Below are 13,469 nucleotides of genomic sequence, written 5' to 3'. Positions count from 1 at the left end.
TGGGCGACGGCGGTCGCCGCAGTGCGTCGGCAATCTATCTCGATCAACCCTTCGAGCGCCAGGTGCAGTTGATTCGCCTGGCCTTCCCCGAAGTGCGGCGCGTGGGGATGCTGGTGGGCGCCGAGCAGAGCGGCCTGGTGGGCGAACTGGACGAGGCCCTGCGGACGCAGCAGCTCGGTCTGGTGCATCAAGTCCTGGCAGCGGATGAGCGGCTGATCACGTCGCTTGAAAATGTGTTGTCGGGCGCCGAGTTGCTGCTGGCGGTGCCCGACCCGCTGGTATTCAACCGCAATACCGCACAAAGCCTTTTTCTGACGTCCTACCGCTACCGTGTCCCGGTTCTGGGCTACTCACGTTCGCTGACGCGGGCAGGTGCGCTGTTGTCGCTGCATTCCAGCCCGGCGCAAATCGGCCGACAGACCGCCGAATGGGTGAACGGCGCCATTCAGGGCGTGCCGGTGAATCTGCCGCCGCCTGCGCACCCCGCCTATTTCAGCGTTTCAATCAATGAACAGGTGGCGCGCTCGCTCGGTTTCACTTTGCCGTCGGCCGCCGAGCTGGAAAACCGTTTGGGAGGGGGGCATTGATGGCGACTTCACTGGGGATACGCGGGCGTGTTATCGGCCTGGCTGTGGTGCCGATGGCCATCATTGGCGTCCTGCTGCTGTTCCAGCTCATCGCCGGGAAAATCGACGATCTCGATCAGTCGTTGCGCACCCGTGCCGCGGCCATTGCCCGCCAGCTCGCACCGGCGGCCGAATATGGCGTCGCTTCGGGCAATATCGAGGTGTTGCAGTCCCTGCTCGAAAAAGTGGCGATCGAAGCAGACGTCCGCGGGGTGGCGGTGTTTGCCGATAACGGCCAGCGTCTGGTGCAAGTCGGCCTCGGTGCCTGGACGGAACCCGCCCAGGGCAGGCTGCCCACCGATCGCCTCCATCAAATTGAATACAAGGACCGGCTGGTGTACTACGCGCCGATCACCCGTACCGAGGTGGTGGTTGAAGACTTCAACTGGGTGGACGAACCTACTGCGCAGCCGGGCAGCACCCGGCTGCTGGGCTGGGTGGGCCTGGATGTTTCGCGCAGCGCCACCTTCAAGAGCCAACGCGATGCCATCCTGCGCAGCCTGGCCATCCTGCTGGCGGGGCTGGGCGTCAGCCTGTATCTCGCCTGGCGCATCGGGCGCCAGATCACCCGGCCGATTCTGGCCTTGACCCACACGGTGAGCCGCATCGGCGAGGGGCATCTCGACGAACGGGTCGCGCAGACCGGGCAAGCCGAGCTGGGCAGTCTGCAGCGCGGCGTCAATCACATGGCGGCCCATTTGCAGTCGATGCAGGACCAGATGCAGGAAAAGATCGACCAGGCCACCGCACGTCTGGTTTATCAGGCCAGTCACGATGCACTGACGGGGCTGATCAACCGCCGCGAGTTCGAGCAGCGGCTGGAGCGCACACTACTGTCGGCCCTGCAGCAGGACCGGGAACACGCGCTGTGCTACATGGACCTCGATCAGTTCAAGGTGATCAACGATTCGTGCGGCCATGCGGCGGGCGACGAACTGCTGCGCCAGCTGGCGCAGCTGCTGAAAGGCAATCTGCGCGAACGCGATACGCTGGCGCGCCTGGGGGGCGACGAGTTCGCCCTGCTGCTGGAAAACTGCAGCATCCCCGATGCGCTGGCGGTGGCGGATACGTTCCGCGCCGAAGTGCAGCGCTTCCGCTTCAAATGGGGCGATCGCATTTTCAACGTCGGCATGAGCGCGGGCATGGTGGCGATCAACCGTGACAGCGGCACCGCCGCAAGCCTGCTGTCGGCCGCGGATGCCGCGTGTTATGTGGCCAAGGACCGCGGCCGCAACCAGATTCATGTCTATGAAAGCACCAGCCACGACCTGGTGCGCCACCGCGGCGAGATGCAGTGGGTGACGCGCATTCAGCGGGCGCTGGAGGAAGGTCGTCTGCGCTTGTCGTGGCAGGAAATCCGCCGCACCGATAGCGTGGGGGAGCCGCCCTGCCATGTCGAGTTGTTGTTGCGGATGGTGGACGACGACGGCAGCGAAATTCTGCCGATGGCCTTCATCCCGGCGGCCGAGCGGTATTCCATCATGCCCGCCCTTGACAGCTGGGTGATCGAGGAAACGCTACGCGTGTGCCAGCGGTATCTGGAGGCCAGGCGCGAGCAGCATTGCATGTTTGCGGTCAATCTGTCGGGCGCGTCGCTGAAAGACCCGGCATTTCGCCGCATGTTGCTTGAGCGCCTGCAGGAAAATCCCGCGCTGGGGCCGCACTTGTGCTTTGAAATCACCGAAACGGCGGCCATCGGCAACCTTGCTGTCGTCAACGAATTCATCGACGCCATGCGCGAGTTTGGGTGCAGCTTTGCGCTCGACGATTTTGGCAGCGGCCTGTCGTCCTTCACCTATCTGAAGAACCTGAAAGTCGATTACCTCAAGATCGACGGCGCGTTTGTTCGCGACATCACGATCAATCCGATTGACCGCTCCATGGTCGAGGCGATTCACCGCATCGGTCACCAGATGGGGCTGAAAACCGTGGCCGAATATGTCGAGTCGGCGCAGACGCTGGCCGTGTTGCGCGAGATCGGGGTGGATTTTGTGCAAGGCAACGGGGTGCATTGCCCCGAGCCGCTGGAAACGCTGTGCGGTACGGCGTGAGCGCGGAAGAGCGGCAGCCGGGTCAGTCGCCGACGCCGAACCCCGCATCGATGACGGCCTGCGCCAGCGCCGCGCGGTCAACCCGGGCGGGGTCGACTACCACGCGCGCCTGACCGGGCGTCAGCGTGACCTCGACGCTTTGCACCCCCGGCAAGGCTGTCAATACCTTCTGCACGCTGTTGACGCAGCCGCCGCAGGTCATGCCGGTCACGGACAAAACGATTTCGTTCATGCTGAACCCCGAAAGAACATTCGAGGCTTGATTTTATTCCAATTCATTCACCACAGAGACACAGAGACACAGAGTTGAAAAACAAGTAAAAAGTCCTGCACGCACCATTCACCAGTTTAAAGATGGGGCGGATATTTCTGCAACTGTTGTTGTCTCTGTGTCTCTGTGTCTCTGTGGTTAACTGCTTTTTCCAGGATTACTTTTTGCGCGGGCGTTTGCGCAAGGCTTCCTTGGTGTGGTCGATCAGACGGTCGGCCACCACTTCGGCGTCGACGGTGAAGCTGCCGTCGGCAAGCGCCGCCTTGACCGCTTCGACCTTGCCGACGTCGGTGATATCGACCGCGGCCAGCTGGGCTTCGAGCGTGCGGACACGGGTGCTCGATTCGGTCAGCGCCAGCGAATCGCTGCCACCCGCCGTGGGGGCAGACGTCTTGCCTCCACCCTTGCCCTTGGTGGCAGAGGCTTTGGAGGCGGCGGGCGGGGTGATGCGCTTGTCGATTTTCACGGGGGGGACCTGGTCGCTGTTGTACGGTCTTATGACTGATTGTGTGCTCAATAGTTTATCGGCAGCCAGCGCGTTTTCTTTAGCCCCCGCCTAGCTCAATCCCAGCAGCGGAATCACCCCATCCAGCCCCACCTGATTCAGCGCGTAGCTGGCCTGCGCGCGCACCACCGGCTTGGCGCGGTAGGCGATGCTGATGCAGGCTTCGGCCATCATTTTCAGGTCGTTGGCGCCGTCACCCATGGCGATGACCTGGGCGCGGTCCAGCTTCAGTTCGGCGCGCACCCGGTTGAGCCAGTCGGCCTTGCCCTGGGCGTCGACGATATCGCCCAGCACGCGCCCGGTCAGCTTGCCGTCGGCCACCTCCAGCGTATTGGCTGCAGTGTAGTCCAGCGCAAGGCGCGGCTGCAGCCGCTCGGTGAAGAAGGTGAAGCCGCCCGACACCAGCAGCGTCTTGATGCCGGCCGCACGGGCCGCCGCCAGCAGGGTCTCGGCGCCCGGCGACAGTTGCAGGCGCTCGTTGTACACCCGCTGCAGGGCGGACTGGTCCAGCCCGGCCAGCAGGGACACGCGTTGGCGCAGGCTTTCGGCAAAATCGATCTCGCCGCGCATGGCGGCTTCGGTGATCGCCGAGACCTGCGGCTTCAGCCCCTGCATGTCGGCGATTTCGTCGATGCACTCGATGGTGATGAGCGTCGAATCCATGTCCATCACCAGCAGGCCGAAGTCGCGGATGCGCCGCTCGGCCGGCACCCAGCCGCAATCGAGTTGATGCGCCTCGCAGAAGGCCGCGACCTCGGCGCGCGGGCGGTCGTCGGCGTCCAGCAGCCGGAATGCCGTGCGTGAAACCGCTTCGATGGCTGCGGCGCCGGTGAGCTTGGCGAGCTGTTTGAGACTGGGGGTGGGGATGTCTGGTCCCTGAACGATCAGATTCATGGGTTGATAGCGGTTATTTCAGCAGGTTGAGCAGGGTGATGACATTGGCGGCGCGCGCCTCGGGGGGCGAGCTGGCCTGCCAGCGCAGGCGGTTTTCGCCCGCCAGCTTGATGTCGCGCCGGGTCTGGATGAGCTGGATGATACGGCCCGGGTCGATTGGCGGCTGCGCCACGAACTGCAGCAGGATGCTGTCCGCATTGGCGTCGATCTTCATGATGCCGAACGCCTTGGAAGCCAGGCGCAGTCGGTGGGTATCGAGCAGCGCGCGGGCCGGGTCGGGCAAGCGGCCAAAGCGGTCGACCAGCTCTTCCTGCAGCTGGGTGAGTTCTTCCGTGTCGTGGACGCTCGCCAGCCGCTTGTACAGCACCAGCCGCTCGTGGACGTCGGGGCAGTAGTCCACCGGCAGCAGCGCGGGCAGATGCAGGTTGATCTCCGACACCACGCCCAGCGGCTGGCTCATGTCCGGCTCCTTGCCGGCCTTGAGGCTGGCCACCGCACTGGCCAGCATGTCGTTGTAGAGCGAGAAGCCGACTTCGAGGATTTCGCCGCTCTGCTTCTCGCCCAGCACCTCGCCGGCGCCGCGGATTTCCAGATCCTGCATGGCGAGATGGAAGCCGGCGCCCAGTTCCTCCATCAATTGAATCGCTTCCAGGCGCTTCTTCGCCTGCGGCGTCAGGGTGCGATCCTCGTCCACCAGCAGGTAGGCGAAGGCCTGATGGTGCGAGCGCCCGACGCGGCCGCGCAACTGGTGCAGCTGTGCCAGGCCGAACTTGTCGGCGCGGTTGATCAGGATGGTGTTGGCCGTCGGAATGTCGATGCCGGTCTCGATGATGGTGGTGCACAGCAGGACGTCGTAGCGCTGCTGGTAGAAATCGCGGATCACCTGTTCCAGTTCGCGCTCGCCCATCTGGCCGTGGCCGACGCGGATGCGCGCTTCCGGCAGCAGCTTTTCCAGCCGTTCGCGCATGGCCTGGATGGTGCTGACTTCGTTGTGCAGGAAATATACCTGGCCGCCGCGCTTCAGCTCGCGCAGCACGGCCTCGCGGATCAGCCCGGTGGAAAACGGCTGAACGAAGGTCTTGATCGCCAGCCGCTTCTGCGGCGCGGTGGCGATCACCGAGAAGTCGCGGATGCCTTCGAGCGACATCGCCAGCGTGCGCGGAATCGGGGTGGCGGTCAGCGTCAGCACGTCGACCTCGGCGCGCAGCGCCTTCAGCTGTTCCTTCTGGCGCACGCCGAAGCGGTGTTCCTCGTCCAGGATCACCAGCCCCAGGCGGGCGAACTTGACGTCCTTCTGGATCAGCCGGTGGGTGCCGATGACGATGTCGAGCTTGCCGTCACGCAAGGCCTGCAGCGCCTCGGCCTGCTCCCTGGGGCTGCGGAAGCGCGACAGTTCGGCGAGTTTGACCGGCCAGGCGGAAAAGCGGTCGGAAAAATTGTTGAAATGCTGCTCGGCGAGCAAGGTGGTCGGCACCAGCACCGCCACCTGATAGCCGCCCATCACCGCCATGAAGGCGGCGCGCAGCGCGACCTCGGTCTTGCCGAAGCCGACGTCGCCGCACACCAGCCGGTCCATCGGCTTGCCCGACTGCATGTCGGCCATGACGGCAGCGATGGTGGCGGCCTGGTCGGGGGTTTCCTCGTAGCCGAAGCCCTCGGCAAAGGCCTCGTAATCGTGCAGCGAGAACTTGAACGCGTGGCCCTCGCGTGCGGCGCGCAGCGCGTACAGGTTGAGCAGCTCGGCCGCGGTGTCGCGTGCCGCCTGCATGGCGCGGCGGCGCGCCTTTTCCCACTGGTCGGTGCCTAATTTATGTAAAGGCGCCGCGCCTTCGCTGGCACCGCTGTAGCGCGAGATCAGGTGCAGGTTGGCGACCGGCACGTAGAGCTTGTCGCCACGGGCGTATTCGAGCTGCAGGAACTCGGTGTCGCCGTCGCCGAGGTCCATGTTGATCAGGCCGAGATACTGGCCGACGCCGTACTGCGCGTGCACCACCGGATCGCCGGGCTTGAGTTCCGAGAGGTCGCGCAGCAGGTTGTCGATCTGCGTCGCGCGGGCCTCTCTCGCGCGCCGGGTTTTCGGCGGGATGGCGTAGAGCTCGGTTTCGGTGATGACGGCGAGTTTTCCGTCGGCTGTGACAAAACCTTCGGCGAGTGGGCCGTGTGTCAGCAAGATGCGCTCGGCGCGGGGCGTGCAGTCGGCCCAGCCGTCGCACAGCGTGGCGTCGAGTCCGTGCTCGGCGAGGTATTCGTGCAGGGTTTCGCGGCGCCCGGGCGACGGTGCGACGATCAGCGTCGTGCCCTTGAAGCCTTCGATGAAGCCCTGCAGCCTGGCGACCGGATGCGCCTCGCGGCGGTCAACGGAAATCGGCGGAACGGGATTGGCGAGTCCGTCGCCGGCCTGTTCCACATCGAGTCGCGTGTAGCCCTTGGCCAGGCTGAAAAACGCGTCGGTCGGCAGAAACAGCTCGGCGGGCGGCAACAGCGGGCGGTCCCTGTCGCCCGACAGCAGGCGGTGGCGGCTTTGCGTGTCGGCCCAGAACGCCTGGCCGGCGGGGTCGAGCGCGCCGTGGCTGACGAATTTTGTCTGCGCGGGCAGGTAGTCGAACAGCGTCGCCGTTTCCTCGAAAAACAGCGGCAGGTAGTACTCGATGCCGGCCGGTGCGAGGCCGTTGCTGACGTCCTTGTACAGCTTGGACTTCGACGGATCGCCTTCAAAGCGCTCGCGGAAATTCTGCCGGAAGCGGGTGATGCCGGCCTCGTCGAGCGGGAACTCGCGCGCGGGCAACAGCCGCACCTCGCCCACCGGATAGATGCTGCGCTGGGTATCAACGTCGAACGCGCGCAGCGTCTCGATCTCGTTGTCGAACAGGTCGATGCGGTAGGGCAGGGCGCTGCCCATGGGAAACAGGTCGATCAGCCCGCCGCGGATCGAAAACTCGCCCGGGGAGAACACCTGGTTGACGTGGCTGTAGCCGCCCAGCGCCATCTGCGCGCGGAAGGCGGCTTCGTCGAGGGTGTCCTTCTGCTTGAGGAAAAACGTGTGGGCGGCGAGGAAGGCCGGTGGTGCCAGCCGGTACAGCGCGGTGGAAAGCGCCACCACGGCGACATCGAATTCGCCGCGCGAAATCTGGTACAGCGTCGCCAGCCGCTCTGAAATCAGGTCCGGGTGGGGCGAGAAACTGTCATAAGGCAGGGTTTCCCAGTCGGGAAACACGCATACCCGCAGGGCGGGGTCAAACCAGCGCAGCTCCTCGGTCAGGCGGTTGGCGTCCCATGCGCTGGCGCACACCACCGCCAGCGGCGCAGCGTGGCGCGCCAGTTCGGCCAGGTAAAGCGCGTCGGCCGCGCCGGCGAGGCCGGACTGGCCGCGCAACGGGCCGGAGGAGCGGGAAGAGGGGAAGAGGAACGCCATGCAAATAGCGGGATTATAGGATTAATCGCTGGCGAGCGAAGGGCTGGGCGGCGGGTATAATGCGCGCCTTTCATCGTATTTGTGAATCCGCCATGAGTCTCAACCGCGTCAGTTCCGGCCGCAACCTGCCCGACGATTTCAACGTCATCATCGAAATCCCCGCCCACGGCGAACCCATCAAGTACGAAGTCGACAAGGAATCCGGCGCCATGTTCGTCGACCGCTTCATGTCGACCGCCATGCACTACCCCTGCAACTACGGCTACATTCCGCATACCCTGTCGGAAGACGGCGACCCGGTCGACGTGCTGGTGATCACGCCGATTCCGCTGATCACCGGCGTGGTGGTGCGCTGCCGCCCCATCGGCATGCTGAAGATGACCGACGAAGCCGGGGTGGACGGCAAGCTGCTGGCGGTGCCGGTCGACAAGCTGTGCGGCCTCTACAAGGGGGTGAACAGGCCCGAAGACCTGCAGGCCCTGTTGCTGGCGCAGATTTCCCATTTCTTCGAGCACTATAAGGATCTCGAAGAAGGCAAGTGGGTCAAGGTCGACGGCTGGGTCGGCATCGACGACGCCCGCGCCGAAATCCTGGCTGGCGTGGAGCGCTACCGCAACGCGGCGGACAAGCCGGCGTTTTAAGAGCAGGGGTCAGGATTCAGGGATCAGGGGATGGCGCTTTCGCATTGGTTGAATGCACGGCCGCAGGCCGTTCAACCCCTGACCCCTGAATCCTGGCCCCTGATCCCTATAAAACAACGATGAAAGTCTGCATCCTGTCCGACTCCCATGACAACCGGCGCCTGCTGGGCGCAGCGGTCGAACACGCCAAGGCGCACGGGGCGGAAGCGGTGCTGCACTGCGGCGATGTGGTCGCGCCGACGACGCTGCGCGTGCTGCAGAAATACGAATTGCCGGTGCACGTCATCCACGGCAACAACACCGGCGACCTCTACAACATGAGCCGGCTCGCCGCCGAGCCCAACAGCGTGATCCGCTACCACGGCCAGGACGCATCCTTCACCCTGGCCGACCGCGACCTGTTCCTGGTGCACTATCCCCATTACGCGCAGGCGCTCGCCTGCACCGGCGACTACGACCTCGTGTGCTGCGGTCACGACCACAAATCGAGCATCAAGCAGGTCGCCACCATCAAGGGCGGGCATACCTGGCTGATCAACCCCGGCACCGTCGGCGGCGTCGGCGCGCCGCCCACCTACATCATGGCCGACCTCGCAACGATGCAGTTCGAGATCGTCACCATCGAGGCGGCGCCGACTTCGGTTCTTCCTCCCGTTACGCCGCACGTGTGATGGCAGCGTCCGCACTTCCTCTTATTCGCGCATAGAAAACTTCGATTGAGATAGCGCGCTTGCCCGTGGCGGCAGGTACGGCCTTCGGAGTACCATTTACAAGATTCAATTCCGGGCGAATAACCCGGTTATCCGGGTGGAAATCCCAGGTAATTTCAAATGGCTTTGCATCCATCGGATGGAGGAAACAACAATGACGGAGCATGTTGCGACCAACGAGACGATTCTCGTGGTGGGCGGCGGGATTTCTGGCATGACCGCCGCGCTCGAAGCGGCCGAAACCGGCAAGAACGTCGTCCTGGTTGAGAAAAATCCCGCACTGGGCGGACGCACCTCCCAGCTGTATCGCTACTTTCCCAAGCTGTGCCACCCCACCTGCGGTCTGGAAATCAACCTGCGCCGCCTCAAGGGCAACCCCCGCGTGCGCTTGCTGACGCTGGCAGAAGTGACCGGCATCGAGGGCAGCACCGGCAACTACACCGCCACCATCAAGGTCCGTCCGCGCTATGTGAACGAGAACTGCACCGCTTGCGGCGACTGCGAGCGCGCGGTGGAGATGAAGGTGGACGACCCGTTCAACTACAACCTCAGCCAGCACAAGGCAGCCTATCTGCCGAATGCGATGGCCTATCCGCAGCGCTATGTGCTGGACCCGGCGATCATCGGCACGGCCGACGCTGAAAAAGCCAAGGCTGCGTGCAAATACGGCGCGATCGATCTCGACATGCAGGAGGAGACGATCCAGGTCAAGGCCGGCGCGGTGATCTGGGCGACCGGCTGGCAGCCCTACGACGCGGCCAAGATTCAGCCCTACGGCTACGGCCGCTTCAAGAACGTCATCACCAGTGTGGAGTTCGAGCGCCTGGCCGCCCTCCAGGGCCCCACCGGCGGCAAGATCCTGCGTCCCAGCGATGGCAAGGAAGCGAAGAACATCGCCTTCATCCAGTGTGCCGGTTCGCGCGACGAAAACCACCTGCGGCACTGTTCGCGCATCTGCTGCATGGCGTCGCTGAAGCAGACGCATTACGTGCGCGAGAAGTATCCGGAAGACGGCAAGTCGACCATCTACTACATCGACATCCGCGCCATCGACCGCTTCGAGGACTTCTACCAGAAGGTGCAGGCCGACCCCTCGGTCAACTTCATCAAGTCCAAGGTCGCGAAGATCACTGAGGACGAGCACGGCAACCCGGTGTGCCATGGCGTCGACACTGAAGGCTACAAGCGCTACACCACGCCGCACGACCTGGTGGTGCTGGCAGTGGGCATGGAGCCCTCGGTCAAGGGCATCAACATTCCCGGCCACATCGTCGCGGACTCGAGCGGCTTCATCGAAGCCGATCCGGCCAACGGCGCGGTGTTCGGCGCCGGCTGCGCGTCGAATGCGCTGGACGTGAACCGTGCCGTGCAATCGGCCACGGCGGCGGCATTGCGCGCCATCCAGGTGGTCAATAAAGTAGCAAAGGCGGAGGCTTAAACATGGCTGACATCAAAGTCGCAGCGTATATCTGCAAGGGCTGCGGACTGGGCGAGCGCCTCGACACCGACGCGCTGGTCAAGATCGCACAGAAGGACGGCAAGGTGCCGCTGGCGAAATCGCACGATTTCCTGTGCAACGCCGACGGCGTGGCGATGATCAAGAATGACATCGCCAACGAGGGCGTCACCCACATCATGATCGGCGCCTGTTCGCGCCGCGCCAAGACCGAGGCGTTCAACTTCCCGGAAAACGCGGTGGCACGTGCCAACCTGCGCGAAGGCGTGGTCTGGATTCGCCCCGACACCGACGAGGCGCGCGAGACCACCCAGGAAATGGCGGAAGACTACATTCGCATGGGCTGCGCCGAAGTGAAGGCGATGACCGCGCCCGCCGGCAACCCCAACACCGGCGGCAGCAAGACCCTGCTGGTGGTCGGTGGCGGTGTCACAGGCATGACCACGGCAATCGAGGCATCGAAGACCGGCTATTCGGTCGTGCTGGTGGAAAAGTCCGGCGCACTCGGCGGCTGGGCCGGCAAGCTCTACAAGCGCACCCCGGTGCATGAGCCCTACAAGTCGCCCGCCGACACCGGCGTGGCCGACCTGGTTTCGCAGGTGCTGGCCGACAGCAACATCAAGCTGTATCTGAACGCGACCATCGCCAAGACCGACGGCGCGCCGGGTCGCTTCGTGGTCGACGTTGCCACCGAATCGGGTGCGACGCACACCGAGGACATCGGCGCCATCGTGCAGGCGACCGGCTTCACCCTGTATGACATGAACAAGCTGCCGGAACTCGGTGGCGGCAAGTCGCCCAACGTGGTCGACCAGGCCGGGCTCGAAGCGCTGGCATCTGCCGCAGCGGCGGGCGACGGCGTGATCCGCCGGCCCTCGGATGGCGCACCGGTGAAATCGGTGGTGTTCGTGCAGTGCGCTGGCCAGCGCGACACCACCGGCCAGCACCTGTCCTACTGCTCCGGCTTCTGCTGCAACGCCAGCATCAAGCAGGCGATGTACTTCAAGGACGTGAACCCGGATGTGGATACCACCATCATCTACACGGATCTGCGCACGCCCGGCAACGGCGAGGATTTCTACCGCAGCGCGCAGGAAAAAGGCGTCATCTTCACCAAGGGCAAGGTCGCCGAAGTGATGCCCATGGGCAACACCAGCACGGTGAAATTCAACGACCTGATTCTGGGTGACACCGATGCGTCGATGGTGGACGTCGATCTGGTGGTGCTGGCGACCGGCCAGGTGCCGAACTCGGGCGTCAACATCGAACTCCCGGCTGAAGCGGCAGAAGCGGGCACGGTGGAGATCAAGCCGATTTCCATCCTCAACCTGAGCTACCGTCAGGGTCCGGACGTGCCGCAGCTGAAGCAGGGCTTCACCGACTCGCACTTCATCTGCTTCCCCTATGAAACCCGCCGCACCGGCATCTACACCGCCGGCCCGGTGCGCCGCCCGATGGACATCGCGCAGGCGCGCGAGGATGCCACCGGCGCCGCACTGAAGGCCATCCAGGCGCTGGAAAATGCCGAACTGGGGCGCGCCGCGCACCCGCGTTCGGGTGATCTTTCATTCCCGAAAATCCGCCTGGAAGGCTGCACCCAGTGCAAACGCTGCACGGTGGAGTGTCCGTTCGGCGCCATCGACGAGGATGAAAAGCGCTTCCCGGTGGTCAACGAATCGCGTTGCCGCCGTTGCGGCACCTGCATGGGCGCCTGCCCAGTGCGGGTGATCTCGTTCGATAACTACTCGATCAACAGCGTCGGCGCGCAGATCAAGGCGGTCGACATTCCCGACGAATTCTCCGAGAAGCCGCGCATCCTGATTCTGGCCTGCGAGAACGACGCCTACCCGGCGCTCGACATGGCCGGGATGAGCCGCAACGAGTATTCGGCGTTTGTGCGCATCATCCCGATCCGCTGCCTCGGTTCGGTCAACACCATCTGGATCACCGATGCGCTGAACGCCGGCTACGACGGCGTGATGCTGATGGGCTGCAAATCCGGCGACGAATACCAGTGCCATTTCGTCAAGGGCTCCGAGCTCGGTCGGGTGCGCTTGTCCAAGATCGACGACACGCTGAAAACGCTGAACCTGGAATCGGAGCGCGTGCGCGATCTCGAAGTCGCGATCACCGACATTGAGCGGGTGCCCGAAATGATCAACAAGTACGCCGCCGAGCTGGTCGCTGTTGGCCCCAGCCCGTTCAAAGGCTTCTAGTCATGCATCGGCCATTTTTGACGATGCATCATTTAGCAGGCAAGGATACGACATGAGCGCAAACACTGCAGTGGCGGAGAAATACCGCAACAATTTCCTGAAGGAAATCGAAGAGCAGGTCGAGATGGGCGATTGGGTCAAGATGTGCATGCAATGCGGCGTCTGTTCCGGTTCCTGCCCGACCAACTTCCAGAGCGCGTGGGAACATCCGCCGCAGGAACTCTTCATGATGATTCTCGCCGGCAAGCGCGAGGAAGTGCTGACCAGCAGCTCGATGTGGAACTGCACGTCCTGCTACAACTGCATCGTGCGCTGCCCGCGCAAGCTGCCGATCACCCACATCATGCACGGCATCGCCGAATATGCGCATCGGTTGGGCATGGCGCCGAAGATGCAGCCGACGCGCTTCTTCAGCGGCCTGTTCTGGAAAAACTGCACCCACACCGGACGCGTCAATGAACTCAAGCTGTCGCTGGGCCTGTACTTCAAGGACGGCTTTGTCCAGGGCGTCAAGAACGGCATGGCGATGCAGGCGGTTGCGATTGGTCTGCTCAAGGCCAGGCGTCTGAACCCGTTTGAACTGTTTGGCGGCCACAAGTGCAAGGATCAGACAGGCATCCAGGCGATGCTTAAAAAAGCCTACGAAATCGAACGCAGCCGCAAGACCGCCAAGATGGCGGGCTGAGG

At 63.8% G+C, this 13,469-nt stretch carries 11 protein-coding genes; 7 read left to right on the top strand and 4 right to left on the bottom strand.

What is annotated here, in order from left to right; translation table 11 throughout:
* Both ABW22_RS08850 and ABW22_RS08845 read left to right on the top strand, forming a co-directional pair.
* A partial coding sequence (locus ABW22_RS08850; RefSeq protein ID WP_269083909.1) for an ABC transporter substrate-binding protein occupies window positions 1-587 on the top strand: 587 nt, incomplete at its 5' end.
* Complete coding sequence (locus ABW22_RS08845) at window positions 587-2,677, top strand: EAL domain-containing protein (RefSeq protein WP_059755048.1); 2,091 nt, start codon at window positions 587-589, stop codon at window positions 2,675-2,677. The genes ABW22_RS08850 and ABW22_RS08845, both read left to right, overlap by 1 nt.
* 22 nt (window positions 2,678-2,699) lie before the next feature.
* On the opposite strand, the gene ABW22_RS08840 is transcribed toward ABW22_RS08845, so the two are convergent.
* From ABW22_RS08840 to mfd, 4 genes are all read right to left on the bottom strand, one after another.
* Window positions 2,700-2,909: a heavy-metal-associated domain-containing protein gene (locus ABW22_RS08840; RefSeq protein WP_059755044.1), complete on the bottom strand. Its 210-nt coding sequence runs from the start codon at window positions 2,907-2,909 to the stop codon at window positions 2,700-2,702.
* A gap of 196 nt (window positions 2,910-3,105) precedes the next feature.
* Window positions 3,106-3,414 carry a flagellar biosynthesis anti-sigma factor FlgM gene (gene flgM / locus ABW22_RS08835; protein WP_059755040.1) on the bottom strand — a complete coding sequence of 103 codons (309 nt, stop codon included), beginning with the start codon at window positions 3,412-3,414 and terminating at the stop codon, window positions 3,106-3,108.
* 90 nt (window positions 3,415-3,504) lie between these two features.
* Window positions 3,505-4,347: a phosphoserine phosphatase SerB gene (serB, locus tag ABW22_RS08830; RefSeq protein WP_059755037.1), complete on the bottom strand. Its 843-nt coding sequence runs from the start codon at window positions 4,345-4,347 to the stop codon at window positions 3,505-3,507.
* A 13-nt stretch (window positions 4,348-4,360) separates the two neighbouring features.
* Window positions 4,361-7,759: a transcription-repair coupling factor gene (mfd, locus tag ABW22_RS08825; RefSeq protein WP_059755033.1), complete on the bottom strand. Its 3,399-nt coding sequence runs from the start codon at window positions 7,757-7,759 to the stop codon at window positions 4,361-4,363.
* A 92-nt stretch (window positions 7,760-7,851) separates the two neighbouring features.
* Here mfd and ppa point away from each other — a divergent pair, with 92 nt between their 5' ends.
* From ppa to ABW22_RS08800, 5 genes are all read left to right on the top strand, one after another.
* Window positions 7,852-8,400 carry an inorganic diphosphatase gene (ppa, locus tag ABW22_RS08820; RefSeq protein WP_059755028.1) on the top strand — a complete coding sequence of 183 codons (549 nt, stop codon included), beginning with the start codon at window positions 7,852-7,854 and terminating at the stop codon, window positions 8,398-8,400.
* 119 nt (window positions 8,401-8,519) lie between these two features.
* Window positions 8,520-9,071 carry a metallophosphoesterase family protein gene (locus tag ABW22_RS08815; RefSeq protein WP_059755025.1) on the top strand — a complete coding sequence of 184 codons (552 nt, stop codon included), beginning with the start codon at window positions 8,520-8,522 and terminating at the stop codon, window positions 9,069-9,071.
* 193 nt (window positions 9,072-9,264) lie between these two features.
* Window positions 9,265-10,548, top strand: coding sequence for a CoB--CoM heterodisulfide reductase iron-sulfur subunit A family protein (locus tag ABW22_RS08810; protein ID WP_059755022.1), 1,284 nt, complete (start codon window positions 9,265-9,267; stop codon window positions 10,546-10,548).
* A gap of 2 nt (window positions 10,549-10,550) precedes the next feature.
* Window positions 10,551-12,782 (top strand): hydrogenase iron-sulfur subunit, encoded by a 2,232-nt coding sequence (locus ABW22_RS08805; protein ID WP_059755019.1) that lies wholly within the window; start codon window positions 10,551-10,553, stop codon window positions 12,780-12,782.
* A gap of 52 nt (window positions 12,783-12,834) precedes the next feature.
* Window positions 12,835-13,467 carry a 4Fe-4S dicluster domain-containing protein gene (locus ABW22_RS08800; protein ID WP_059755016.1) on the top strand — a complete coding sequence of 211 codons (633 nt, stop codon included), beginning with the start codon at window positions 12,835-12,837 and terminating at the stop codon, window positions 13,465-13,467.
* The last annotated feature ends 2 nt before the right edge of the window (window positions 13,468-13,469 follow it).

The sequence above is a fragment of the Thiobacillus denitrificans genome (genome assembly GCF_001530125.1).
GTDB lineage: Bacteria > Pseudomonadota > Gammaproteobacteria > Burkholderiales > Thiobacillaceae > Thiobacillus > Thiobacillus denitrificans_C.
The sequence above is the reverse complement of the archived record's forward strand: the minus strand, read 5'-3'. Positions and strand labels throughout refer to the sequence as shown.